Source organism: Nocardia sienata NBRC 100364 (genome assembly GCF_001613205.1).
Lineage (GTDB): Bacteria > Actinomycetota > Actinomycetes > Mycobacteriales > Mycobacteriaceae > Nocardia > Nocardia sienata.
On record NZ_BDBX01000035.1, the window covers coordinates 21,253 to 44,780 of the forward strand.

Consider the following 23,528-nt stretch of genomic DNA (forward strand, 5'->3'; position numbering starts at 1 on the left):
TTGGCGCGATCTCCGGTCAGTCGAGTGAACGACCAAGTAAATTCGGAGACTTCATGCTCAGACGTCATTGTGGTTCCTCCGGATCGAAGCATTCCACCTCCCGGTAACGCCAACCTGTAGCTGGTGCCGACGACACCCTAACCGCTCGCGGCAGCTCCGTCGGGCTCTCGGATTGAGCGACTGCATTCAGGCAAACCCAGATCACAGGGACCGAAACAGCTTGCATCCGGTCATAGCGGTAGAGCGCGAATCAGTACATCGAAGGTAGGCGCCCCGTACCAGCCAGGACGCTGCACGCCGACCCGGTACCAACCCCATCGCCGATACCGTGCGTAGGCGCGCTCGTTACCAGGATCCACCAACAGCGTCGCCCGCCTCTCCTGCCGAGTACCCAGCAGTTCGTCATGCAGCATCCGTGCGTAACCCCGGCCGGTGTGCTCGGGTACGACCATGATCTCCGACAGTCCGAAGGTCCGGGTCCCGTCCTCCTGGGTGAATTCTGGATCGTCCTCGTTGAGCTGCAATCCGTCCCAGCCGGCGGTGTTCTCGCCGAGCGGCCACCCCCATGCCTGCCCTATCGGTTCACCGTCCAAGTACAGCACTACCAGGTCGAAGCCCGGTACACGCAGGTAGGCATCGAACCGATCCATCGACGCCTCCAGCGACTCGAAGGGATCGCCGGTCGCGATGGTCTCCGCGTACGAGCGCGCATAGACGTTCTGGACCGTGTCGCGCATATCGCGCGCACCGATTTGATCGAAACGGCGGAATTCAATCAACCAAAGACCCTTTCGTGGTGGCGAGTGCGTCGAACCGAGCTCGGAACTCATCACCTTCGGAAGAAGTGTCGGCCAGCTGTCGTACCGGTTCCAGCGCTTTGAGTGCACGCGGTGACGCAAACCATCCTTCCAGCGCATCGAGCACCGGTGTGCCCGCTTCGACCGCTGACCTCGTATCGCCGGTACGGGCGAGCGCCGCCGACCACCAGGCCGACGCGTGCACGGTGTTACCAGCGCTTGCCGGTTCGCCAGCAACGACCTCGTGCAGGACGAGTGCTCGGCTGTGGTTGCCGATGTCAGTGCAGGCCCGCGCCTCATGGAATCGGATTTCGGAATGGTCGACGAACCGCAGCCATGGAGCGCATTCTGCCACCGGCTCATGCTCGGCTGCATTGTCCATTTCCCGCCATGCCGCCGACATGGCTCGCTCCACACTTCGTCGATCACCGGCTGTGCCGTACGCCGCGGCTTCGCGGGCGGCGATCAGCGCGTGTATCCGTCCAGCGGGCAGCCTCCGCACCAGATCCGCAGCCCGGCGTGTCAACGCGAGTGCGTAGGAGGGCGAGGCATCACCGGCGCGGGCCAAGCTGATGGATTGCAGAGCAGCATTCATGCAGGCGTGGACAGCCAGATCGTCGTCTTCGGCCATAGACGCCAACGAGAGCGCATTGGAGTAGCACTTCCGCGCCAACTGGACTCGATCCGCGTCGTATGCGAGCCAGCCGGTTTCCACGGCCAGCGCGCCTACGGCGGAGATCCACGCTCGGCCTGTTGCAGCATCGAACACGCTGTTGTGCAGCAAGCTCTGGCTACGTTCCAACGTGTCAACGGCGGAGGACAGTAGGCCCGCTCCACCCACAGCCTGATCGGCGGCTTCCAGTTCCGCCGTGAATGCGTTCAGGCGTTCGACGTCGGCCATACCGATCCGGGAGTGGCTGGCCGTCGGCAATGTCGCGGCGGTAAGCGCTGCGGCTTTACCGAATTCGCGGCGGTTCACATCTGCCTCATCGTAAGTGCTTCCGGGCGGTGGGTGTCCTTGCGCTGATTGCCACGCGGACGACACGGCTAGCGTAAATCGGCGCGTCGCCTCCGGGCTCAGCTTCTCGAGGCAACTATCGAGGTCGGCGGCACGTTGCCCGCGTACCGGCCGCGATTCGGTGGCACGTTCCCATTTTCGCACGGTCGCAACAGACCACCCGATCTGTTCGGCGAACTGCTCCTGCGTCATCCGCAACGCCGCGTCACGCAGCGCCCGCACCTCGACCCTTGTCCAGACCTCCACGATCACGCGAAACCCCCTGTCGCTGCGCACTTAGCGGAAGCGTAGCGGTTCTCTATGACTGCTGTCCCTGGGACCGCGAACACCGGCCGATGAGGCTTGAACCAGCCCCGGCGCCGGGCCGAACCACCAGGCCGGCCAGCACCTTACGAGGCCACCGACCACGGAATTCCTCGGCGCCGGGTGCACGCCATGACACCCCACCCAGGAGGCACTGTGCGCGAACGACCACCTCTGCCCAAGCGACCGGCACGAAACCGGGCAATGGAAGCGACCGTCCGGCTGTTGCGCGACCAATACTGCATCGATACAGCAACATTGGAACGAGTGGCGGCCGGGCTCCGCACCAGTCGAGATATCCCGGAACCCGCCACCGACGCCGATATCGCGCCATGAGCCACTCGATCGCGTTCGGCTGGATCAACCACGACATCAGCCGAACGCCCGAGACCGACCGCGACCGCGTACACCGCCTCGCCGACCGACTCGGCTACCACCTCGTATGGCCCGGCGAACACTCGGTGCTACGCGTGGCCGACCAGGCACGCAACACCGGCGCCGACCTGGTGATCCTGCCGGCACCCGACCACCTCGGCCCGCACGAACTCGACGCCGTACTGGACGTCTGCGATGTGGAAACCGTGCTACCGCGTCTCAGCTTCCCACGCTGGACCTCCGTGCAGGACACACCATGAGCGCCCTGGTAGTGGCCGGTTTCGCCATCGCGGTCGGACTACCGCTGCTGGTGATCGCGGCGACGATCTGGTGGCCCTGATCGTCGCATCGTGAATGGGCCACCGGCAGTAACACTCGGGTGCAACGGTGCAGCCCGCTGTCGGCAACAGACACCTCACGCCGCGGGGTCGGTGGGCATCTTCAGCAGATGCCCGCCGATGTCCGCCAGTAGCTCCAGCTTCCCGCCCAACGCGGAAACATACGCGGCGAGAGCTTCGACCGTCGCGACCTCGCCGTGCTCGATCTGCGATATCCGCCCGGGGCTGACGCCCATGATCTCGGCCAAACCCGCCTGCGTGAACCCCAGCCGCTTCCGCTCCTCGGCAAGCTGGTAACCCCACTGCTCGGCCATGATCGACCGACGACGGCGCGCGGCCTCCTCCTGGCCCACACGCCGGCGATAGCCTTCACGATCCCATTTGGAGAAGCTACTCATCGCCCTTCCTCCTCCGTCCGTTCCTTAAGAACTATCCCGGGAACAGGCATGGCGCCTGGCCTACCAGCAGGTCTGGGAAATTTCCGGTTAATGAGAGCTCAGGAACGCGCCGCGCCTTCGGGCCACACCACGTCCACAGCCAACCCACGCTCCCGCGCCGGCTTCACCACGCTGCCGGTACCGCCGGCCTCGCCACCTTCCCCATCCCACACCGCGATCAGCCGGTCAGCCGATCCGAGCAGCGCCTCGTTCGCCGCCTCATACGCCTCCCGTCCGGCCTCTTCGAAATCCATCACGTGCACTTCGGACGCACGCGCCACCAGCTCATCGAACACCGGCACATGATCGGGTTTCACCTTGGCTTCGCGGTAATTCCGAGAGGGCAGCACCACCTCGAGCCGACCACCGGCCTCCAGCACAGCTTGCGCGAATACCGAGTCGGCTCCGCGGGCGATACAGCTCACGCCCACCAAATCGGGAACCTCGGCAAGGTGCCGAGCGATCTCTTCACGCACCAGCACCGCGGTTTCGGCAGTGATGTTCATGTGCCCGGTCACAGCGATCCGCATTGGCTCACATCTGTGCATTAACCAGCGGGCGCATCCGGTCACGTAGCTCAGCGATCGGGTCGGGTGGTTGCCTTTCGCCCGCGCTCTGTTCGTTTGTAGAGCTTGCCGACCTTGACTCGAACCCGATCCAACCGGGTCCTTTCAACGACGCCCAACGCATCATGGCCAACCTGGCAGACCTGACTCTCAACCCGACAGTTCGGCCCGACAATCGAATCACTCTACTGACCAGAATATTAGGAGGCCGACAGCTACGGGCAGGGTCGGGAAGCCGGTTCGACCGATCGTTCGGTCCGAACAGCCTTGGTAGGCTGAATCCTGGCTCGAAGGCGGTGTGGTCGAAGCCGCAGTTCCGAGTCGGCACTGCCGCAAGGCAGAGGGAGGGCACCTTGTTACAGGCAGACATAGACAAGCTGAACGAGCTGGCGCAGAAGCTCGAACAGAACGGCACCGCGATCGATGATCTGGACATCCGTACCAGGCCGAGCCCATCACTGCCCGGGGTCGAGATAGGTCAGTCGTTCGCCGAACTGGCCGAGAAGACCGAAGGCGCCTACCTACGTATCGCCGACCGGATGCGGGCTGTCGCCGGAGCGACGAGAGCATGCGCGAACGACATGAGCATGACCGATGAAGGGTTCGCCGCCAGAATGAACGAACTCGACTTCAAGCCTGCGCAGAGCTGATGAAGATTTCGAAATCCCAGCTGGAGCGCTGGGACCTCACAGCCATGAACGACTGGGCCGACGCTCTGAACAACATCAACGAGCAGGCGATGCAGGCCATCGACAGCACCCGCAACTACTTCACCGACGCCGGAACCCATTGGCAGGGAGCCGCCTACAACGCAGCGTACGAGCGCATCTCCGAAGACCACGACCAATCCCGTCGCGTCTACTACGAAATCTCCGACGTACCGGGGATCATCAAGAACGCGGCAACCGACCTGACTTCTCTTCGCGGCGTACTCCGCGGCAAGGCCGACGACGCAGTAGAAGCGGGTCTCCGCGTCGACGACGACTGGACCGTGCACGGAACCGACGAGGCACAGGTCAAGACCCATCAAGATGCGATCCGGGTCGCATACGATGCGCTGATCCAGGAGGTCTCCCGGCTTCAGATCGACATCCTGAACCAGGCGGGTCTGATACGCGCGGCAGGTGACCTGCTCGGATCGGGAAACTTCATCGACGAGCAATCGACCAACAATCGGCGACAAACACTCGCGAAGCTGTACCACGACGACCTCCTCGCTCGGTTCAACGTCCCCGTCGACCCTGATGGCATGACGACCTGGCCGAAACCACCACTCAGCTGGCCGTTCGGCAGCCAGAAGATGACAGCCGAGGAAGCGCGTCTACTGGACGATCTCGGGCTCATGGGTGCTCGCGATGCCTACGGCATCTACAAGACCGCGATTCACGAGTCGGAGAACGTGTTCGACAGCGCGGGAATCACCGATGGACACTCGGACGCGTTCCGGCACGCCTACTGGAACGCGATGCTGGCCAACCGGTTCGGACCAGAGTTCGCACAGGAGTACACCAACGCCCACGAGGGAGTGGACACCAATGCGGCGTCCGCCGAAGCGATGGACCTTCACAACAATGCGGTGGGGCGCAGAATCGCCGCCGAACATCCCGACGCAAGCCCCGAAGAATTGGCCACATACGTCAAAGAAGCTGTTCTCCGTGGGGACATGGTAGTCGTCGGACCGGACGGTATGCTGACGCCGAGCGACCAGGTCGCCCTCGGTGAGACGGGCCGTGCCGAAGGGCCACCGGCGACAGGCGGCACCAAACCTCCGCCCACCGACACGGAGTTCACCTCGGGCGGGTACAACCCGGGAAGCGACGGCGAAAGTTACGGCACGTATGACAGCTAAGACGGTACTGCTCACGTTGTTCGTATGCGCTGCGCTGACGCTGACTGCGTGTTCCGATGATGAAGGGGTTGCCTTGGAAGAAGACCGGACACTGTCGACTCAACTGGCCGACCTCCGCCAGAACGGTGGGTCGGTCAGCCTCCACGAGCTGACCGGCGGCGACTGGGACTCCGTTTATGTGTCGCATCAGCCGGTCTCCCGCGACTACGTCGAGCGCCAGGTCGGGGGCAAGATCGACATGGATGAGACGTTCATGCAACAGGGAAATATCCTCGTCTTTCTCAAGAACGGCGAGGTCGCTCGGGCAACCTACATCATCCCCGATCTCCTTCGGCCCGGTGAGTACTCCAGCAGCGTTCGAATCACCGCCGATGGATACCCTGCGCTGCTCGAGATGTCCGAATAGGGCACCTGAGCAGGGGGAGAGTAAGCCATATCTTGCTTCTGTGATGCCGGGCGTACCATAGCGGCCGTGAATCGGGTTGTGGCTGACCTGCCGGCTCTGCTGAGACGGTGCCCGGTTGCTGCGGTCACTCGGGTACTCGCCGGTCGTGTGCCATATGGTCGCGTTCCACACGGCAGCGGAGGTCGAGGCTGGAGTGAGAGGCCTGGGCGCGGACATATTCGATGAGTTCCGGCTCCCGGTTGTGACCGGGCTCGACAAGGCCGCAGGTTTCCTGTGGTGGTCCGACCTGTCGACGGGTCCGAACGGAGAGGATTTCACGGTGGATGAGCGGCTCGCTGAAATCTTGCGGCGCTAGAACCAGGCAGTGCCGTTCACACGGCGATTACGAAGGCGGAACCGCGACTGCGTGCAGCCGTTCAGCGCGTATCTGGGTCGATATGAGGTCCGCTCTCGTTCAGCGCCCAGTCGATGCGCTTGCGCTGGCTGCGGTCCATCGGTAAGTCGGGTATCTGCTCGACCGGCACCCACTCGACGCGCGTGGACCCCCAGGACATCTATCTTGCCCACGGCGCCGACCTCACCGACACCGGGCCGGATATCAACGAAGCCGAAATGATCCGGTGGATTTCGCTCGACGAATCGGTGCGGAGGATCGACCGCGGCGAGATCGTCGGCGCCGCGACCGTAGCCGGTGTGTATCGGGCGCTGCCGGAGGACCGCGGGTCGGTGGCCGGGCGCACGCCCGAATCGGCGGACCTTCGCTCACCGAATGGCTCGACGCCACCTACCCCGTCAAAGGGCTGACCCCGCGGCCCCGGCCGATCAGCAGCCCTTCGGAGCCCGCCAAGCGTCCTGCGCGTAGGTGGTCGAGCCGATCATGGCGCCGATCACGCCGCCGATGATCCCGAAGGGGATGGCCCCGACAAAGAAGATGGGCAGCCCTGCGATCGCGCCGCTCCCGGTCCCGAGCAGGGCGCCCAGACCGGCCCGGAGTTCGATGGAGTCGCCGGGCGCCATGCACGCCGCGACGGGCGCCACCGCCCCGCGCCCCGGAGCATCGGGTGCTTGCACCGGCGCGACCGGCGCGGGCGCCGGGGCCGGCTCGGCCGCCGCGACGCCCGCTGAACCGACAATGAGTTGCACGGCAATGACGCTGCCGAGCATGGTGCGGGTCGATATCTTCAACATATGCACGCAGATCCCTGATCAGTCGAAAAACGCAGTGTGCGACCTGAGTAGTCAGATCTGCGACCATAATGTCGTATCGGCCGGTGTAATGCTCGCTTTCGATATCTCGGTCGGAGCGGGCCAGAAACCGTGCTCGCCGATGATCCGGCCTACCCCGCCTGCCCGTCCTGCGCTTGTAGACCCGGTTTCCGTCCTCCCCCATGTCGTCGGCTGGAAGAAGTTGCCGTCCGATTCTCGAATCGGCCGCCGGCACCTCGTAGGCTCGGGTCGAGCCGAAGTGTTGCTAGTCGTCGGGAAAGGCGCGGCGGTTTCGCTTGGTGATGCCGCGCCGTTTCTTCGCGGCGATGCGACGTTCCTTCGCGCCGCGCGAAGGCTTGGTGGCGCGGCGAACGGGCGGTGGAGCGGCAGCGGCGTCGCGCAGTAACGCGGCCAGGCGTTCGCGGGCGGCTGCGCGGTTCTGCAGCTGCGCGCGGTGCTCCGAAGCGGCGATCGTGAGCACCCCGTCGACCAGGCGGGTCGCCAGGCGGTCGAGCATCCGGGTGCGCAGCGACTCCGGCACGGAGGGCGAGTTGGCGAGGTCGAATAACAGCTCGACCCGGCTGTCGGTGGTGTTGACGTGCTGCCCGCCCGGGCCGGACGAGCGTGAGAACCGCTCGCGTAACTCGGCGGCGGGTATCACCAGCGTCCGAGTCACGGTCAGGTCTTCTGCCATGATCCGATGCCGTCTTTCCGATTCGCGAGGCCACTATCCGGAGTGGCTGAATGGTGACTCTCTCGTTCACGATAGTGACGACCTTGTGTACGGGTAACAGGCAGCACGCGGTCGCCGCGTTCTCATCGATATCGCCGACGCCGGACTCGCACGCCTCGCGAAGCCTCGCCTCGAGGGCCTGACCGAAGAGCTAGCGGACAGTACGGTGTCCCCCTCGAGTACTACCGGGAAGTCTCCCGTGGAGTGATGCGACGCGGCTCGGCTCGTTCGTAGTCTCGCCGTACTGCACAACGGCGAAAGGACTTTCGATGGCCGCCCCCACCAAACGGAAATGGCCGATGCAGCGGTTCCGGGTGCCGATTCTGCTCGTCGGGACGGTTGTGTTGCTGATCGCCGCACGGGGGCTGGACGCGCTCGTTTCGGATGTGCCTGTGCTTCGTTTCGCCCTCGGGATCGGCGCGGCCGCCGGGGCGATCTTCGCCTATACGTGGCTGTCCCGCCGTGTCGAGAACCGGCCGGCGGTCACCGAACTGGCCGCCGCGGGGCGGTGGAGCGGGCTCGGGCGTGGCGCGCTCATCGGCGCCGGAGCTTTCCTCGCGACCATGCTGCTCGCGGCCCTGTTCACCGACGCCGACGTCACCGGTGGGTCGTTCGGGGCCTGTCTGGGCGTGGCCGGCTCGATGGCCTCGGTGGCGGTCACCGAGGAACTGCTGTTCCGTGGCGTGGTGCACCGCATTTTGGAGGAACGGACCGGCAGCATCGTCGCGATCGCGGCCTCGTCACTGATCTTCGGTCTGACACACTCGGTCAACAGCAACGCGACGCTATGGGGCGCCCTGGCCATCGCGGTCGAAGGCGGTGCACTGCTGGCCATTGCCTATACCGCCACGCGGTCGCTGTGGCTGCCGATCGGCCTGCATTTCGCCTGGAACTTCACCGAGTCCGGTGTGTTCGGCACTGCGGTATCCGGCGCCGACGGCGAACCCGGCCTGCTGCGCACCGTCCTTTCCGGACCGGAGGTACTCACCGGTGGGACCTTCGGTCCGGAAGCGAGCCTCTTCGCGCTGCTGTGCTGCCTGGTCCCGGCGGTGTGGCTCCTCCGCAGGGCGAAGCTCGTCACCCTGCGCTGACCAGTTCACCTCCGGACCTCCCGGAGCGGGCATAGCTGCGCGGACACGCGATTTCCGGATGTCCACGCTCGAGGAACACGCTTTCCGGCAGCCCGGCATGCCCCGCATTTCGATCGGACTCCCGTAGGCGAAACGTCCGGGAACGACCTGGACGAGGCACTCGTCGCTCTCGAGAGACATGCGAAGCGCGACGAAAGTGGGATTTGGCGGCCCTCTATTCCTGCTTTAGGCTGAAAGCAGGAATAACAATGTCCCTAATCCTGGTTTGGAGGCGCTATGGCCGATATCGACTGGCCTCCGCATGAGCGGCCAGCGGTTCCATGGCGCCAGCAGTTCAGAGGCGGTACCCGCGAAGACCGGACGATGCGCGAAGTCGAGGTAAGCCTCCCCCCGGCCATCGCCGATTCGGATATTCGGTTGCCTTCGCACCTGCTCGCCGACATGGAGGCGGCGTTACGCGAGATCACCGCCCTCGACGCGGAGCACGCGGCCGGACTCGGCGCTCTCGGCACATTGTTGTTGCGCACCGAGTGCGTGGCGTCCTCCCGAATCGAAGAGATCGACGCCGGGGTCGACGACTATGCGCGAGCGCTGCACGGGGTGAAAGCCAATCCCTCGGCTACCTCGATGGTTGCCGCGACGACTGCCACGGATGTGCTTCTGGCCAAGGTCACCGGCACCAGAAGAATAGATGCGGACGACTTGACGGCCGCCCACCGCGAACTCATGCGGGACGACCCGACCGACGGCGACTACGCCGGACGCGTACGCGACATGCAGAACTGGATCGGCGGCAGCAAGTACTCACCCCGCGATGCCCTGTACGTTCCTCCCCCACCGGAAACTGTCGGCGGCTATCTGCAAGACCTCGTCAGGTACACCAACCGCGACGACATTCCCGCATTGACCCAAGCCGCGATCGCGCACGCGCAATTCGAATCCATCCACCCCTTCACCGACGGTAACGGCCGCATCGGTCGTGCACTGATCAACGCCGTACTCCGGCGCCGATCCGTAACGAGCACCGTGGTCGTGCCCCTGGCCTCGGCCCTGGTCGCGCATCGGGACCGCTACTTCGACGATCTGGCCGCCTACCGGAACGGCGACCCGGAACCGCTCATGCACTCGTTTACCGCGGGATCACGAATCGCAGCTTCCGAATCGCGCCGGACAGCAGGTCATCTGGCCGCCATTCCCGAACAGTGGCGAGAACTGACAGGTCCGGTACGCAGCCACAGCGCCGCCGCGAAGATCATGGCGTCACTGGTCGCCGTGCCCGTCATCACCGCGGAAGACGTCGCCGACCGACTCGGGCTGAGCACCAGCAGGGCCTACGCCGCCATCGAACGCCTGCACGAGAGCGGAGTGATCCGACCTCTGACGTCCCGAAAGAGAAATCAGGTGTGGGGCGCCGCCCTGGTTCTCGACGAACTGGACGCACTCGGGGCACGCATCAAGAAGGCGGCAACCTGAGCCATGCCCCGACGACGACCCACCGGCGGTTCACCTACAGGTCACCACTGGGCACAGCGTTCTTGTCGTCCGAGGTAGCTGTGTCGGACACTTTGCGTGTCGATCCGGCCGGCCCGGCCGGTCGGGTGAGCCCGGCCGATCGGGGTGCACGTCGATCGCTACGCGAACCGAGGAGATTGATGGAAACGATCACTGGAACCGCTGCCGGCGTCCCCTACACGGCGCTGCCACCCGACGGCGGGGTCGACGCTCCCGCCCCACTGATCGTGACCTGGCACATGCTGGATGCGCCGCGCACCGATGCGGCGTTCGCCGCGGCCCTGCCGATGGCCGGGGTGCCGGCCTGGCGGGTCCATCTGGGCATGCCGATGTGTGGCGCCCGGATGGTCGACGGCCGCGTCGACGCCGTGCTCGAACTCGCCCGCCGGGACGCGCTACTCGCATTCCTCGCACCGTTCGCGCAACAGGCTGCCGACGAGTTCCCCGCGGCCCTGGCGGCACTCCGCGATCAGCTGCCGATCGACGAGGAGCCGATCGGCATTCTCGGCGCTTCGCTCGGCGGTGCGGTCGCACTCCGAGTGCTGGCCACGGAATCGATCCCGATCCGGCATATCGCACTCGTGAACCCGGCCGTGCGTATCCGCTCGGTGGTCCCCTTGACCGAGGGCATAGCCGGTCACCCGTATGAATGGACCGCCGAAGCCGAGCGTGTCGCCGACAGCCTGGACTTCGTGGCCCGCGCCGCCGAACTCACCGTCGCGCCGGCGCTGCTGGTCGTCAGCGGAGAAGATGATCACCCGGACCTCCGCGCCGATGCGGCCGCGCTGGTCCACACTCTGCGTCAGCGCTACGCACAGCCGGACGACGTCGAACTGGTCTCCGTGCCGAATCTCGCGCACCCGCTGGCCGACGAACCGGGGCTCGAGCCGGCGCCACAGGGTCCTGAAGCCAAGGCCGTCGACGACATCCTGACGCGATGGTTTCGCAGGCAGCTCGACTCGTAGACTTCGCCGTCGACCACCACAGTCGGCTGTGGTTCTGCCGGCGAGACCTCAGCGGAGGTCGATCTCCGTGGGTCACACGCCCTTCAGAACACGCTCGAGTGCCGCTCGGCCCACAGGTCCCCAGTGCGGTTTTCCGCCCGGGAGGCCCCGATCTCCGTTCTGCCCCATGAGCATCAGGAACAAACTCTTCATGGCCGCCAGTCCGCGGGCTCGCCGGATCGCCGCCTCGTCCGCGAGCGCGTAGCTGTCGAAGAACCGTGCGGCCATGCCCGCGGGCAGCAGGACCCAGGCGGCGGCGAGGTCCCACGCCGGGTCACCGGCGAACAGGTCACCGAAGTCGACTATGCCCGAGAGCGTTCCGTCCGAGACGACGGCGTTCGCGGGATGGAGGTCGCCGTGCACCCACACCGGCGGGCCCTCCCACACGCCGGCGGCGACGGCATCGTCCCAGACCGCCCGGACGTCGGCAGCGCGGTCGGCAGGGGCGACGGCTCGGAAGAAGGCTTCGAAGCCATCTGCGCAGTCCCGGGGATGGGCGCCGCGGTCGGTAGCGATCGGCGCCTCGGCGGGTGCGGGAACGTGCAGCGCCCGGAGGAATGCCGCCAGCGCCTCGGCCGCATGGGCGCCGCGGCTGATCGTGGCGTGGTCGAGCGGCTCGCCGGGAACCCACGTCATTACGGTCCAGTGCTTGGGGAAACGCTCGGACGGTTCACCGAATCGCACCGGGGCCGGCACCGGCAGCGGCAGGTGCGGGCCCAGCGCGGGTAGCCACCGCCGCTCCTTCAGCTGCACGTCCGGGGTGGGATCCATGCGCTCCATACGTACGGCCAGCTCGTCCCCGAGACGCCACATCTGGTTGCCCCAGCCACCCGCCACCTCGCGGATGGTCAGGCCCGCGAGATCGGGATGCTGCTCCCGCAGCAGGTCACGGACCAGGTCTGCGGTGATCTCCAGCTCGGTGCCGGTCATACGAAGTCACTGTACTGAGGCAGCATGCAGTGTGAGTGTGGGCCGGACCGGCGGGCAGGAGTCGTCACGCGGGGGCGCCGAGCGGCGGGTGCTCGAGTACGCGGGGCTTGTACTCGACCAGCTGGATGCGGCCGTCGAAGGTGCGGTGCTCGATCATCTCGAGGGCGACGTCCGGATAGCCGTCGTAGATGCGTTCTGCACCCGTCGCCCCGGTGATCACCGGGAACATCACGACCCGGAAGCGGTCGACGAGTCCGGCTCGCAGCAGGGACCGGCACAGGCCGAGACTGCCGATCGTGCTGAGGAGCCCTGAACCACTCGACTTCATGGCGCGGACGGCCTCGACAGCGTCGTCACGGACCAGCCTGGAGTTGGCCCACCTCAACGGCTCCTCCAGCGAGGAGGAGAACACCACCTTGGATGCTCGCGTGAGCTCATCGACCGACGCCTCTTCTTCGGGCCGGAACTCGTCTTGGCCTTCCGGGACCTCGCCGGCGGCGAAGCCCGACATCAGGCGGTAGGTGTTCGCTCCCATCAGGTAGGTGACCTCGGGCTGCTCGCCGAGCCACGCGAGGTACTCCGGGCCCTCCAGGCCCCAGAACCCGGGCCATCCCTCTCCCGATGCGTAGCCGTCGAGGGAAGTGATGAAGTCGACGAGAAGCTCCGACATGGCGATGTCCTTTCCTAGGTGTCACGAGCTTCGACCGGCCGGGAGTGACAAACTCATCGGCCGCGCTGTCGGGTAGAGAGAACACGTGCGCTCACGAGCGAGCTGCACTACGGCGGCAGCAAATACTCACCACTCGGCGCACGAATCAAGGAAGGTGGCAACCTGAGCCGTTGCCGGGCCACATGCCGACAAACCTCCTGCTGGTGATCGCGGCGACGATCTGGTGGCCCTGATAAATTCCCGGCCATGGTGTACAGCGACTCCACTGTGCCGGCATCGCGGCCACCACAGGCACCGGGCGACCAAACCCGCCCCCACACCCGGGATTCCCTTGCAGAAGACATGAGAGCACTGGGGTTGCGTAGCGGCGACCTCGTCCTGGTACACGCGAGCCTGAAATCGCTGGGATGGGTGTCCGGTGGAGCCGTCGCCGTCATCCAGGCACTACAGGACACACTCACCCCCTCGGGCACCCTGGTCGTCCCGACCCATACATCGGGCCTGACAGATCCCGCGAGATGGCAGAACCCTCCGGTACCTCCGGAATGGGTGCCGGAGGTACGGGCCAGTTTGCCGGCCTTCGATCCCCGGCGAACCCCCAGCGAGTGGATGGGGGCGGTGGCCGAGACATTTCGCACCTGGCCGGACGTGCGGCGGAGTCACCATCCCCATGTCTCGTTCGCCGCCTGGGGTACCGACGCGGCAGCGATCGTCGACGGCCACGAGTTGAGCATGTCGCTCGGCGAGGGATCACCGCTGGCGCGCTTGTACGACCGCCACGCACGGGTATTGCTGATCGGCACGAACAACTGCACGAGCCTGCACCTCGCGGAGGTTCGCGCCGGTACGGCGTCCGTGGTAACCCAGGGCGCTCCGCTCATCCGCGACGGACAACGGCAGTGGGTGCGATTCCCGGACCTGGATTACGACGACACCCACTTCGCCGACATTCTCGACGAGTTCGCGGCAGCACGACCGGCCGATATCAGTACCGGACGGCTCGGTTCGTCGGTCGCGCGGCTGGTGGAACAGCGACCCTTGATCGATTTCGCCACCGGCGCGCTGCGCAGAAAGATCGGGTAATTCCCGCAGCCACAGCCGGTCGGTATGGGATCGGATGCGACCGAGACCACGCTCCGGACAGAACCGCGACAGATCTGAGGAAAGGCCGCGAACCTCCTCACCTCACGCAGCGGGAGTGGTCGGCATCTTCAGCAGGTGCCCACCGATATGCGCCAGCGATTTTGAAGTCCTGCTTCTCGGCGAACTGGATGCGCTCGGGGCGCGCATCAAGAAACCGGCAACCCGATCCGTGCCCGGCGGCGGATCGCGTTGTTCAGATGTTCAAGAACTCGAGATGGACGATACGAGTCTGCGCGTCACGCTCATCGACCAGTACCTTACGGAAAACGAGGTTCCCCGACGGAGACGTGATGTTGTCGCGAGCGTAGAGAAGCTTCGGCGAAGAGTTCGGATCAGGACCGGCGATCGTCGAAATGGACAACGCGTGCCCGGGCCCGAGGGGAGTGGAATAACGGGACTCCTCCAGCATCCACACCAGATCCGGTGGCGACATCTCGACGGCCAGACGGAACCGGGGCACGCGACCGACTTCCTTCTTCACCAGCAGAACCTTCCCGTTCACCGGAAGAGTCCAATCGCCGTATTCGGTAGCCTCACGGATCAGGTCCGGGCCGGTTCCGGTTTCGGTATCCGCCGCAGCACGGTCGACGGACTCGGTGCATCCCACGCCGGCCAGCGAAACGAACATGAGCAGACCGACGAACAGGACGCGCAGCGACACCCGGAGAACCCTCGGCGACCCGCTGTCATCGGGTCGGATCGGTGCGGTCGCCGTTCCTGCTGTCCGGTGGGTCCGGAAAATCGATAGCGCCATGGGTGGGTACAACCCCCTCGTAGTGTTGGACCGACGAAGTTCCGAACATATTGAATTCCTTGGCGTATCCCGCCGTGTGCAAGCCGCCCATCCGCTTGTCACTGATGTCGAAGCCGAGCAGTTCGACGCCTTTCGGGCTGGGCCCGGAGCTGTCCCAGTTGTAGCGATCGAAGACATAGCACTTGTAGTCGACCACGACGGAGGGCTGCCCGCCGTCGGTTTCCGGGGCCCGGACCGTCACCACGCCACTCGCGGTGAAGTGCACTGCGTTCACCGCAAAGTACCAGTCCCCCTGCGTGTCCTGATCGAAGGTGTGGTCCTCGGTCCACGGCTGTTGGAATGTGACAGTCCTTCCGTGGTTTGCCGGATCGAAAGCGATTTGCTGCACAGTGAGGGTGATGAAACTGTCGACGCGTCGCTTCATGATGGGATCGTCGGTCATCATCTCGTCCGGGCTGATCGTCAGGTCCTTGCCGCTGTTGCCGAGGTAGTGGCGGAGGTGCCGTGCCGCGTTCGTCCATCCCGCAGCATCTGCCGCTACTGCTCCTCCGAGGGCGACCTTCGCGAATGCGGCGTCGTCCGCCCGGCTGTACCAGGGCTGCGAACCGTGTGCCCCCTGCCCGGGATCTGTCGGCGGCAACGGCGTCGGCATTCCGGGGATCTCCGGCGACATCAGAACACCGTTCCTATCCCTGTCACCAGGTACTCAACCTGCGGATGCATTACTTTCCTCCCACCACACGTTGTCACCGAACCCATATTTCGCGACACCCGGGTCGACCACGATTTTCTCCGGCACCTCGAAATCGACCGGGCTGTATACCGCAGCCTTCCGCCCAGGGGCGTAGTCCACGGCGGCGGAGACCTTCTCCAGCATCGTTGTGATGGTCGTATGCCGGGATTCGGCAGCGCTTCGCAATCCATCGAGCGCCGACCGGATCTCTGTCCTCAGCGATTCCGGCATCGGGTTGTTGATCAGTGACGCCCACACACCGAGCGGAAACGACGCCTCTTGGTGGCTGATCGACTTCAGCACCAGATCGCTCAGGCCGACCGCCTGGTTGTAGACCAGCCGGGTCAGTACGAGCCCGCCGTTCTCGACGATCTTCGCGACGGCATCGAGATCGATACTTCTGTCGGCCATCGTCCGCGCCGCGGTGCCGGTGCCGGTGCCGAACGACTGCGCGGCGTCACCGGTCCAACTGTTCTGTAACCATCTCGTGCCGTTGACCAGGTTCTCCGAGGTGACATAGTCGTTGATGCCGAGCCAGCCGATCCGCTGGCCGATCGCTTGCAGAGCCTCCCAGTCCGCAACCAGCGGTGCAAGGTAGTCCGCGACCGGTTTCAGCCCGATCGCCACGGCGAAGTCGTCGTCGTAGACCTGTATCTGATCGATCGCCGCGGTCAGCACTCGGCGAACGGAGTACTCGACCTCCGAAACGTCCGGAAAACCGGGCAGTTGCAGGCCACTGAATCTGTTGACGCCTTGCCCCGCGCCGGCCGGGTCGGCGGCGCCCGAACCGCTGGGAAGACCAGTCGATGCCGCGGAGACTGCGCTCGCCGTGGCACCATCTGTGGCCCGATAGGAGGCCGCCGACGCGGAAAGGTTCGTTCGGAACATCTCGATGGCTATCGAGTCTGTCCGCTGGGCGGTAGAGATCGCTGTTTGAGACTTCTCGAACGACGGCGTCAGCGTGGCCATCAGGCCCGTCGTGCCGACCGGAAGGGCCGTCCCGGGTAGAAACCGGGAAGCATTCGAGATGAAGTTCGCTCCCATATCGGTGAGATCCGATTCGAACCCGGCGAGGGCTGCCGGATCGACCGTCACATCGGTCACAATGTGTCCCCCGTACTTTCACACGAACTCATGCAGACCCATCGCCCTCGACCGGAACAGCCGTATGATATGCGGGACATGCCGCTGCACATATACATCGAATCCCCCGTTCGAGCTTGGAGCCGAGGATACCTCGCCTACAGGAGAAGGGAACGGCGCAGCGCGACTTCTGTCCGAGCCGCTCGTCAACGCCGTCGTGACGAGTACGACGGTCGAGCCGGCAAAGCAGGGGGAGGGTCCGCACCGACGGGCCATACGGGAAGAGAGCCATCGACCGGCCGGTTACATGCTGTATGCCGAAACCCTTCACCGAAGCCGAACGCCAAGAATTTCTCGCGGGCAAGCACATTGCGGTGTTGTCGGTCGCCGCGACCGATGGACGGCCGCCTACCTCGGTCCCGATCTGGTACGACTACGTCCGGGGCGGTGACATCAGGGTCAATACCGGCGCGAACAGGCGCAAGGCCAGGCTCATCCAGGAGGCCGGGGTGGTGACCTTGGTCGTTCAGCGCGAAGAGCTGCCGTATCAGTACGTCATCGTCGAGGGCACCGTGGTCGGTGCCGAGACCCCGTCCCCGCATGCGGCGCGGGAAGCCATCGCCGTCCGCTATCTCGGTCCCGAGGGTGGACGCGACTTCGCCGACAAGATGGACGGCAGCCAATCCGTCCTGTTCACCATCCGCCCCGACCGCTGGATCAGCCAGGATTACTCGAGCGACTTCTGACCAGCGCTGTTTCAGTTCGGACCCGATCGGTGGGCGCGAGGCCGTGGGGAAACGAACGGAATCCGAGCCTCGCGTCAGTGGCCGGTCCGCCGCAACTCGACGACGGGAATGATCCGGTCGGTCTTGCGCTGGTACTCACCGAACTGGGGCTGCACGGCGACCTGTTTTGCGTAGATCTCGTCGCGTTCGGCCCTGGGCAGCACCCGAGCGGTGACCGGGAACGTCTCTGTGCCGTACTCGACGGTGGTGTCGGGGTTGGCCACCAGGTTGTGGTACCAGGCCGGGTGCTTCGGGCTGCCGCCCAGGCTCGCGAAGACGAAGATCCGGTCACCCTCTATGTAGGGGACCAGAGGCGCGATACGTTCGACGCCCGATTTCGCGCCTTTGTGATGCACGAGGATCAGCGGGAAGCCCTCGAACATGCCGCCGACGGTGCCGCCTTTCTCGCGGAATTCGGTGATGACCTGGGTGTTCATCTCGATGATCTCGTCCACGTCTGCCATGGTTCGACCATATGCGATACCGGGTGAATTGATCGATAGCAGAATTGGCCAGAAACATATCCGTTTGTCGCACTATCATCGATTATATGGATGTTCTTGCCGACGTACTCGCGGTCGGCGGTGTCCGCGGTACCGCGGGTGCGCGCATCGAAGCGGGCGGCACCTGGGGGATCTCCTGGGACGCGCGCTGCGACGCCGCGTTCTATGCCGTCACCTCGGGCACCGCATGGCTGTGCCTGCCCGGCCAGGAGGCGCAGCAACTCATGCCCGGCGATGTGGTGCTGTTGGCGAGCGGGGCGGCGCACGCGTTGAGCAGCGCACCCGGCGTGCCGCTGGCCCCGTGCGGCGGGTGCGGAGGCGACGCGGCCATGGCGGACGGCAGTGTGTTGCGGTTGGGCGACGGTGCGGTGCAGACGCATATCCTCGGCGCGAGTTACGAATACGACCGCACGGTGTCGACGCAGGTGATGACATCATTGCCGCCGGTTCTGCACATCAGGGCCGAGCACGGCGGCAACTGCCTCGACGACACCGTCCGGCTGCTGTCGCGGGAGCTGGCCTACCCGCAGATCGCGACCGCATTCGTACTCAACCGCTTGGTCGACATTCTGTTGGTGCAGTTGCTACGGGTCTGGTCGGCGAAAAGCCCGGACGAGGCGCACGACTCCTGGCTCGGCGTGCTGGCCGACCCGGTGGTCACCGACGCGCTCGCCAAACTCCATCAGGAGCCGGCCCGGGGGTGGACCATCGACTCACTCGCCGCGGAGCTGACGCTCTCCCGCAGCACACTGACGCGGCGGTTCCGCGCGGTGACCGGTACCGCGCCGGCCGAATACCTGACGCGATGGCGGATGGATCTGGCCGCGATCCGCTTGCGAGACAGCGACGATCCTCTCGATGCCATCGCCCGCTCGGTCGGATACACCTCGGTCTACGCGTTCAGTCGAGCATTTCGCCGGGCACGCTCGCAGGCTCCGGGGCAGTTCCGTAGCGCGACGCGGACAACCGAGCGCGTCCCGGCACGTCCTCCTGGGGCTGCCACCGAATAAGGCCACTACAGTCGTCCCCCGTCACTCCCCGCCCCGAGCCGGGCACCGCGGCGAGCCGATCCGAACTGCACGCCCCCGCACCACTCACACCGGAACGGAAACCGGCGAATTCACCGCTCCGCTATGGTGACGAATATGACGGTAGAGCCACCACCCGAGGACCTCCCGGCGGTGCGCGCCACCGACAACGAACGCGAGAACGCCGCCGCGCTCATCCAGCAGGCGCACGCCGACGGACGGCTGGACCTCACCGAATTGGATGAGCGACTCGCCGCCGTGTACTCCAGTAGAACCAGGTCGGAGCTGGAGGTGGTCACTGCCGACCTGTCGCCTGTCGCGCACGGCGGTACGACAGACCGCCTGGTACTGCGCTCGAAGGGCAGCAAACTCGCACGGCAGGGCGCCTGGCTGGTGCCACCGCAGATCGTCGTGCGCTCCGAACACGGCAGAGTGGTACTCGATTTCGGCACTGCCGTGCTGCGGTCCCGGGAAATCCTGGTCGAAGTGGATTCCAAACACGGCGGCGTCGAATTCGTCGTACCCCAGGGCTGGATCATCGACCTCGACGATATGGTCACCGAGTGGGGACGCATCACGAACAAGGCGGTCCCCCCGGTAGCCGGAATGCCCCGGCTCCGGATCAGCGGCCGCATCGAACACGCCGGAATCACTGTCCGTCACCCCCGCCGCCGGCGCTGGTGGTGGCCGTTCCGCTGAGGAAGCGGTTCTCCGTCCGTATCACTGCCGAGGGCTACCCCGCACTGCTCCGGATGTCCGAATAGCCCCACGGCGAGCAACGGGACTGCGTTTTTCGGCGCTTCCGACCTGATTACCGCGGCGCGGCGGCCCGGCGAGCTGACACGCGGTCAGCAGAAGCTCGTCGGTGTGGCCTCTATTTCGGTGATATCGGCTGAGCCGAGACGCTTCCGCGCACGAAGGCTGCGGGGCGACCACAACCCAGGAATGACCGAGCAAATACCAACGCGCGCAACGATGTTCCGCCGACCGCGAACTGTGACGTTCTGCAATACTGACGCTCGGCGGGTCTCGTTCGCGCACCGATGAGCTCGTGACATCAACCGGGTTGCAGCGATATGAGGGAGGGGGCAGGAACTTCTGCGGTGTCATCGTCTACAACGTCCGACCACCACATCACGCCCAGCTCTTTCCTCGACCAGGTAACTGCCGGCTCGCCACATAGTCGAACCGAACCGCTGTGTTCCTCCCACGGCGACTGATGGAAAGGCAGGACCCACGATGACAACGACCTCGGAGCATTCCACATTCTCGACCGGGCATGAGGCTCGCGAGATCGACGCAGTCGTCGTCGGAGCCGGATTCGCCGGTCTCTACATGCTGCACAAGTTGCGCGGACTCGGACTCTCGGTGCAGGTGTACGAGGCCGGTGGCGGACTCGGTGGCACGTGGTACTGGAACCGTTATCCGGGCGCACGCGTCGATGTGAAGAGCATGTACTACAACTACTCCTTCGATCCGGAGCTCGAGCAGGAGTGGGAGTGGACGGAGAAGCTGCCGCCGCAGCCGGAGTTGCTCCGCTACATCAACCACGTCGCGGATCGTTTCGATCTGCGTAAGGACGTGCGGTTGCGAACCCGGGTCACCGCCGCGGTGTACGACGAGCCCGCCGCGCGGTGGCGGATCACGACCGATCAGGGCGAGGTCGTCTCGGCGCGGTTCGCGATCATGGCGACAGGTTGCCTGTCGGCGCCGAAGATGGTGGAAGTGCCGGGCATCGATACGTTCCGGGGTCGCAGCTTCCACACCGGCGACTGGCCCGATCAGGAGGTGGACTTCAGTGGCCGACGGGTCGCGGTGATCGGCACGGGTTCCTCGGGGGTGCAGGTTATTCCGCTCGTCGCCGAGACGGCCGAGAAGCTCACCGTGTTCCAGCGGACCGCGAACTATGTGCTTCCCGCCGGCAATCACGCGATCGATCCCGAATTCCAGCGCGATATCAAGTCTCGCTATCGCGATGTGCGCAAGGCCAACCGGGAATCGTCGTTCGGCATCGCACGGCCCGAGGCCACCAAGGGGGCGCTCGAGGTGAGCGAAGACGAGCGGAATGCCTTCTACCGGGCGGTCTGGGAGGACAAGAACAGCGAACTGGTCAGCATGCTGACCGGCTTCACCGATACCCTCACCGACGAAGCCGCCAACGAGACCGCCGCCCAGTTCATCCGCGACCGCATCGCCGAAATCGTGACGGATCCCGCTGTCGCGAAACTACTTCAGCCCTCCGGCCTGTTCGGCGTCAAGCGCCCGGTTCTCGGTACGGACTACTACGAGACCTTCAATCGTCCCAATGTCCGGCTCGTGGATGTTTCCGCGACCCCGCTGACCGAGGTCACCGAGTCCGGACTCGAGACGACGCAGGAGAGCTTCGAGTTCGACGACATCATCTACGCCACCGGATACGACGCGATGACCGGTGCGCTGGACGCGGTCGATATCCGCGGCCGGGGCGGTGCGTCGCTGCGAGAGAAGTGGGCCGACGGGCCCGTCACCTACCTCGGTCTCGCCGTGGCGGGTTTTCCGAACCTCTTCACGATCACGGGCCCGGGCAGCCCGGCGGTTCTGTCGAACATGCTGGTGTCCATCGAGCAGCACGTCGACTGGGTGGCGGACGCGATCGATGTGATGCGAACCAAGGGCGTCACGACCATGGAGGCCGAGGGCGACGCTGAACAGGAATGGACGCGGCACGTCGGCGAAGCCGGCGATATGACGCTGTATCCGAAGGTGGACTCCTGGTACGTGGGATCGAATGTGCCCGGCAAGCCGAGGGTGATGTATGCCTACATCGGCGGCGTCGGCGCATATCGCGAGAAATGCGACCAGGTCGCCGCCGACGACTACGACGGGTTCACTCTGACGCGGTGACCGAGGCACTGCCGGTGGCGGGCACCGCAGCGCCCGCCACCGTGTGGTGTCCGGTGTAGCCCTATCAGGCGAGACGCATCGGCGGGCACGCCGGAAATTCGACCGGTAGTGCCGCCAAGGCGCGGTGGAACTGTCCCTGCCGCCAAGGTAGTTGCCGGGCGGGTACTTTCGAGCGAATATCGGGCAGGGCATCGAGCAGCAGGTCGATACCCTGCGAGGCGATGGTCTGGGCGAGGGTCCGGGCCGGGCAGCCGTGCGGGCCACCTCCCCATGCGAGGTGCGAACGGTTTCCCCTGCGGTCACCGCCCGCGATGCCGGGATCGTTGTTGCACGCGGCCAGGCTGATGACCACGGGCTGATCGGCCGGCAGCCACACATCGCCGACGAGTTGCGGTTGTCTGGGGTAGCTCACGCACCAATTCGCCAGCGGCGGATCCTCGAACAGCACCGCATCGATAGCGTCCCGCGTGGCCATGGCGCCGCTGAGGACCTCGCCCCCGTACTGCTCGTCGGTCATCAACAACAGCAACGCATTGAGGATGAGATTGCAGGTCGGCTCCGTTCCCATCGAGAACAGGAGGGCGGCCTGGTTCACCATCTCCATGGCATCGAGCCCGTCCGGGTGCTGCAACAGCTCCGAGGTCAGATCGTCGCCCGGCTCGGCCCGCTTCTGCTCGACAACTCCGATCAGCGCCTGGACGAAACGCTGCTGCCCCTCCTCGGCGCCCACTCCCTCCAGCATGGCAGCCATACCGTGGTAGGCCTCGGCCGCGGCGTCTTCGGGAAAGCCCATCAGTTCACTGATGACCCGGAAGGTCAACGGATACGCGTAGTCCGTTCGCAGGTCGGCGGTACCGCGTTCGCAGAAGTCGTTGATCAGCGCGTCGGCGGCCCGCGCCACCGCTCCGTGCACCTTGTGCATGTCGACGGTGTCCAGCGCCGCGATGATGGTGCGCCGATAGCGCTCGTGTTCCAGGCCTGCGGTTCGCAGCGCGTTCTGGCGATAGCCCAGCATCGGCAACATCGGAGAGTCCCCGGGGGCGTTCTTCTCCCATCGGCGGGGGTCGGCGGGGAAATGGTCCTCGTCGTTGAGGATTCGCATGGCCACCTGGTAACCGATCACGAGCGTGGCCGGCACACCCGGAGCGAGCTCGATCGGCACCAACGGGCCGTGACGTCGCAGCTCCGCGTAGGTGCGGTGCGGATCGGCCGCGAACGAGGGGATGTCCAGCCGAACATGAGAGCCGGCGGATATCGGGGGACCCTGTGCGATCACGGATTCGCCCTGCGAACCCAGATCTGTGTCGCTCAACGCGTGACTCCCCTGCGCGGTGCCGCGTTGCGTCCCTTTCGGCCTGCCGCCCGACGGCCCGGCATTCGT

At 65.4% G+C, this 23,528-nt stretch carries 27 protein-coding genes; 14 read left to right on the top strand and 13 right to left on the bottom strand.

Annotated features, from left to right (window positions below; translation table 11 throughout):
• Positions 1–230: 230 nt before the first annotated feature.
• Together NS4_RS19015 and NS4_RS19020 are read right to left on the bottom strand one after the other, a co-directional pair.
• Complete coding sequence (locus NS4_RS19015; RefSeq protein ID WP_245665543.1) at positions 231–737, bottom strand: GNAT family N-acetyltransferase; 507 nt, start codon at positions 735–737, stop codon at positions 231–233.
• 34 nt (positions 738–771) lie between these two features.
• Positions 772–2,067, bottom strand: a complete 1,296-nt coding sequence (locus NS4_RS19020) for a helix-turn-helix domain-containing protein (RefSeq protein ID WP_084487501.1) — start codon at positions 2,065–2,067, stop codon at positions 772–774.
• 255 nt (positions 2,068–2,322) lie between these two features.
• Between NS4_RS19020 and NS4_RS33670 the strand changes: the two genes are divergently transcribed.
• Entirely contained in the window at positions 2,323–2,454 is a 132-nt protein-coding gene (locus NS4_RS33670; protein ID WP_281219836.1) for a hypothetical protein, read from the top strand.
• Positions 2,451–2,753 carry a hypothetical protein gene (locus tag NS4_RS19025; protein ID WP_063060885.1) on the top strand — a complete coding sequence of 101 codons (303 nt, stop codon included), beginning with the start codon at positions 2,451–2,453 and terminating at the stop codon, positions 2,751–2,753. The genes NS4_RS33670 and NS4_RS19025 overlap by 4 nt, the downstream gene beginning before the upstream one ends.
• 155 nt (positions 2,754–2,908) lie before the next feature.
• Here NS4_RS19025 and NS4_RS19030 read toward each other — a convergent pair whose 3' ends face one another.
• Both NS4_RS19030 and NS4_RS19035 read right to left on the bottom strand, forming a co-directional pair.
• Positions 2,909–3,229 carry a helix-turn-helix domain-containing protein gene (locus NS4_RS19030; RefSeq protein WP_084487502.1) on the bottom strand — a complete coding sequence of 107 codons (321 nt, stop codon included), beginning with the start codon at positions 3,227–3,229 and terminating at the stop codon, positions 2,909–2,911.
• Between the two features lie 98 nt (positions 3,230–3,327).
• On the bottom strand, positions 3,328–3,786 hold the full coding sequence (locus NS4_RS19035; RefSeq protein WP_245665544.1) for a hypothetical protein: 459 nt from the start codon (positions 3,784–3,786) through the stop codon (positions 3,328–3,330).
• Positions 3,787–4,187: 401 nt separating this feature from the next.
• Here NS4_RS19035 and NS4_RS19040 point away from each other — a divergent pair, with 401 nt between their 5' ends.
• From NS4_RS19040 to NS4_RS32970, 4 genes are all read left to right on the top strand, one after another.
• A complete protein-coding gene (locus NS4_RS19040; protein ID WP_157106121.1) occupies positions 4,188–4,484 on the top strand; it encodes a hypothetical protein in 297 nt (98 codons plus the stop codon).
• Positions 4,484–5,683 carry a DUF6973 domain-containing protein gene (locus NS4_RS32965; protein ID WP_218020367.1) on the top strand — a complete coding sequence of 400 codons (1,200 nt, stop codon included), beginning with the start codon at positions 4,484–4,486 and terminating at the stop codon, positions 5,681–5,683. Before NS4_RS19040 ends, NS4_RS32965 begins: the two co-directional genes overlap by 1 nt.
• Positions 5,673–6,089: a hypothetical protein gene (locus NS4_RS19050; protein ID WP_157106122.1), complete on the top strand. Its 417-nt coding sequence runs from the start codon at positions 5,673–5,675 to the stop codon at positions 6,087–6,089. The genes NS4_RS32965 and NS4_RS19050 overlap by 11 nt, the downstream gene beginning before the upstream one ends.
• Before the next feature lie 468 nt (positions 6,090–6,557).
• Positions 6,558–6,893 (top strand): NUDIX hydrolase, encoded by a 336-nt coding sequence (locus NS4_RS32970; RefSeq protein ID WP_063060890.1) that lies wholly within the window; start codon positions 6,558–6,560, stop codon positions 6,891–6,893.
• Positions 6,894–6,911: 18 nt separating this feature from the next.
• On the opposite strand, the gene NS4_RS19065 is transcribed toward NS4_RS32970, so the two are convergent.
• Positions 6,912–7,277, bottom strand: a complete 366-nt coding sequence (locus NS4_RS19065) for a hypothetical protein (RefSeq protein WP_063060891.1) — start codon at positions 7,275–7,277, stop codon at positions 6,912–6,914.
• A 283-nt stretch (positions 7,278–7,560) separates the two neighbouring features.
• A complete protein-coding gene (gene arfB, locus NS4_RS19070) occupies positions 7,561–7,989 on the bottom strand; it encodes an alternative ribosome rescue aminoacyl-tRNA hydrolase ArfB (RefSeq protein ID WP_063060892.1) in 429 nt (142 codons plus the stop codon).
• A 308-nt stretch (positions 7,990–8,297) separates the two neighbouring features.
• Between arfB and NS4_RS19075 the strand changes: the two genes are divergently transcribed.
• From NS4_RS19075 to NS4_RS19085, 3 genes are all read left to right on the top strand, one after another.
• Complete coding sequence (locus NS4_RS19075; RefSeq protein WP_084487503.1) at positions 8,298–9,119, top strand: CPBP family intramembrane glutamic endopeptidase; 822 nt, start codon at positions 8,298–8,300, stop codon at positions 9,117–9,119.
• Between the two features lie 417 nt (positions 9,120–9,536).
• The gene (locus NS4_RS19080) at positions 9,537–10,592 is read left to right on the top strand and encodes a Fic family protein (protein ID WP_245665545.1); all 1,056 of its coding nucleotides are present in this window, start codon (positions 9,537–9,539) and stop codon (positions 10,590–10,592) included.
• Between the two features lie 179 nt (positions 10,593–10,771).
• Positions 10,772–11,596: an alpha/beta hydrolase family protein gene (locus tag NS4_RS19085; protein WP_063060895.1), complete on the top strand. Its 825-nt coding sequence runs from the start codon at positions 10,772–10,774 to the stop codon at positions 11,594–11,596.
• Positions 11,597–11,668: 72 nt separating this feature from the next.
• Here NS4_RS19085 and NS4_RS19090 read toward each other — a convergent pair whose 3' ends face one another.
• Complete coding sequence (locus tag NS4_RS19090) at positions 11,669–12,565, bottom strand: aminoglycoside phosphotransferase family protein (RefSeq protein ID WP_063060896.1); 897 nt, start codon at positions 12,563–12,565, stop codon at positions 11,669–11,671.
• 64 nt (positions 12,566–12,629) lie between these two features.
• A complete protein-coding gene (locus tag NS4_RS19095; protein ID WP_063060897.1) occupies positions 12,630–13,235 on the bottom strand; it encodes a dihydrofolate reductase family protein in 606 nt (201 codons plus the stop codon).
• A gap of 342 nt (positions 13,236–13,577) precedes the next feature.
• On the opposite strand from NS4_RS19095, the gene NS4_RS19100 reads away from it, so the two are divergent.
• The gene (locus tag NS4_RS19100; RefSeq protein WP_218020369.1) at positions 13,578–14,318 is read left to right on the top strand and encodes an AAC(3) family N-acetyltransferase; all 741 of its coding nucleotides are present in this window, start codon (positions 13,578–13,580) and stop codon (positions 14,316–14,318) included.
• Between the two features lie 253 nt (positions 14,319–14,571).
• Here NS4_RS19100 and NS4_RS19105 read toward each other — a convergent pair whose 3' ends face one another.
• From NS4_RS19105 to NS4_RS19115, 3 genes are all read right to left on the bottom strand, one after another.
• On the bottom strand, positions 14,572–15,039 hold the full coding sequence (locus tag NS4_RS19105) for a hypothetical protein (RefSeq protein ID WP_063060898.1): 468 nt from the start codon (positions 15,037–15,039) through the stop codon (positions 14,572–14,574).
• A 25-nt stretch (positions 15,040–15,064) separates the two neighbouring features.
• Positions 15,065–15,577, bottom strand: a complete 513-nt coding sequence (locus tag NS4_RS19110) for a hypothetical protein (protein ID WP_157106123.1) — start codon at positions 15,575–15,577, stop codon at positions 15,065–15,067.
• 261 nt (positions 15,578–15,838) lie between these two features.
• Positions 15,839–16,969 (bottom strand): hypothetical protein, encoded by a 1,131-nt coding sequence (locus NS4_RS19115; RefSeq protein ID WP_063060900.1) that lies wholly within the window; start codon positions 16,967–16,969, stop codon positions 15,839–15,841.
• A gap of 293 nt (positions 16,970–17,262) precedes the next feature.
• Between NS4_RS19115 and NS4_RS19120 the strand changes: the two genes are divergently transcribed.
• On the top strand, positions 17,263–17,694 hold the full coding sequence (locus NS4_RS19120; protein WP_063060901.1) for a pyridoxamine 5'-phosphate oxidase family protein: 432 nt from the start codon (positions 17,263–17,265) through the stop codon (positions 17,692–17,694).
• 74 nt (positions 17,695–17,768) lie between these two features.
• On the opposite strand, the gene NS4_RS19125 is transcribed toward NS4_RS19120, so the two are convergent.
• Positions 17,769–18,197, bottom strand: coding sequence for a nitroreductase family deazaflavin-dependent oxidoreductase (locus NS4_RS19125; RefSeq protein WP_063060902.1), 429 nt, complete (start codon positions 18,195–18,197; stop codon positions 17,769–17,771).
• An 86-nt stretch (positions 18,198–18,283) separates the two neighbouring features.
• Between NS4_RS19125 and NS4_RS19130 the strand changes: the two genes are divergently transcribed.
• From NS4_RS19130 to NS4_RS19140, 3 genes are all read left to right on the top strand, one after another.
• Positions 18,284–19,246, top strand: coding sequence for an AraC family transcriptional regulator (locus NS4_RS19130; protein WP_063060903.1), 963 nt, complete (start codon positions 18,284–18,286; stop codon positions 19,244–19,246).
• 135 nt (positions 19,247–19,381) lie between these two features.
• Positions 19,382–19,963 (top strand): DUF1707 SHOCT-like domain-containing protein, encoded by a 582-nt coding sequence (locus NS4_RS19135; RefSeq protein ID WP_169811780.1) that lies wholly within the window; start codon positions 19,382–19,384, stop codon positions 19,961–19,963.
• Between the two features lie 540 nt (positions 19,964–20,503).
• Entirely contained in the window at positions 20,504–22,147 is a 1,644-nt protein-coding gene (locus NS4_RS19140) for a flavin-containing monooxygenase (RefSeq protein ID WP_063060905.1), read from the top strand.
• A 64-nt stretch (positions 22,148–22,211) separates the two neighbouring features.
• On the opposite strand, the gene NS4_RS19145 is transcribed toward NS4_RS19140, so the two are convergent.
• The gene (locus tag NS4_RS19145) at positions 22,212–23,459 is read right to left on the bottom strand and encodes a cytochrome P450 family protein (protein ID WP_157106124.1); all 1,248 of its coding nucleotides are present in this window, start codon (positions 23,457–23,459) and stop codon (positions 22,212–22,214) included.
• Positions 23,460–23,528: the final 69 nt, after the last annotated feature.

Coding starts and splice junctions, on each gene's coding strand:
- NS4_RS19120 (WP_063060901.1), top strand. CDS start 17,263: ATGCCGAAACCCTTCACCGAAGCCGAACGCCAAGAATTTCTCGCGGGC.
- NS4_RS19075 (WP_084487503.1), top strand. CDS start 8,298: ATGGCCGCCCCCACCAAACGGAAATGGCCGATGCAGCGGTTCCGGGTG.
- arfB (WP_063060892.1), bottom strand. CDS start 7,989: ATGGCAGAAGACCTGACCGTGACTCGGACGCTGGTGATACCCGCCGCC.
- NS4_RS19030 (WP_084487502.1), bottom strand. CDS start 3,229: ATGAGTAGCTTCTCCAAATGGGATCGTGAAGGCTATCGCCGGCGTGTG.
- NS4_RS19090 (WP_063060896.1), bottom strand. CDS start 12,565: ATGACCGGCACCGAGCTGGAGATCACCGCAGACCTGGTCCGTGACCTG.
- NS4_RS19135 (WP_169811780.1), top strand. CDS start 19,382: ATGACGGTAGAGCCACCACCCGAGGACCTCCCGGCGGTGCGCGCCACC.
- NS4_RS19015 (WP_245665543.1), bottom strand. CDS start 737: ATGCGCGACACGGTCCAGAACGTCTATGCGCGCTCGTACGCGGAGACC.
- NS4_RS32970 (WP_063060890.1), top strand. CDS start 6,558: ATGCGCTTGCGCTGGCTGCGGTCCATCGGTAAGTCGGGTATCTGCTCG.
- NS4_RS19140 (WP_063060905.1), top strand. CDS start 20,504: ATGACAACGACCTCGGAGCATTCCACATTCTCGACCGGGCATGAGGCT.
- NS4_RS19110 (WP_157106123.1), bottom strand. CDS start 15,577: ATGATGACCGACGATCCCATCATGAAGCGACGCGTCGACAGTTTCATC.
- NS4_RS19100 (WP_218020369.1), top strand. CDS start 13,578: ATGAGAGCACTGGGGTTGCGTAGCGGCGACCTCGTCCTGGTACACGCG.
- NS4_RS19050 (WP_157106122.1), top strand. CDS start 5,673: ATGACAGCTAAGACGGTACTGCTCACGTTGTTCGTATGCGCTGCGCTG.
- NS4_RS19065 (WP_063060891.1), bottom strand. CDS start 7,277: ATGTTGAAGATATCGACCCGCACCATGCTCGGCAGCGTCATTGCCGTG.
- NS4_RS33670 (WP_281219836.1), top strand. CDS start 2,323: ATGGAAGCGACCGTCCGGCTGTTGCGCGACCAATACTGCATCGATACA.
- NS4_RS19095 (WP_063060897.1), bottom strand. CDS start 13,235: ATGTCGGAGCTTCTCGTCGACTTCATCACTTCCCTCGACGGCTACGCA.
- NS4_RS19085 (WP_063060895.1), top strand. CDS start 10,772: ATGGAAACGATCACTGGAACCGCTGCCGGCGTCCCCTACACGGCGCTG.
- NS4_RS19130 (WP_063060903.1), top strand. CDS start 18,284: ATGGATGTTCTTGCCGACGTACTCGCGGTCGGCGGTGTCCGCGGTACC.
- NS4_RS32965 (WP_218020367.1), top strand. CDS start 4,484: ATGAAGATTTCGAAATCCCAGCTGGAGCGCTGGGACCTCACAGCCATG.
- NS4_RS19125 (WP_063060902.1), bottom strand. CDS start 18,197: ATGGCAGACGTGGACGAGATCATCGAGATGAACACCCAGGTCATCACC.
- NS4_RS19025 (WP_063060885.1), top strand. CDS start 2,451: ATGAGCCACTCGATCGCGTTCGGCTGGATCAACCACGACATCAGCCGA.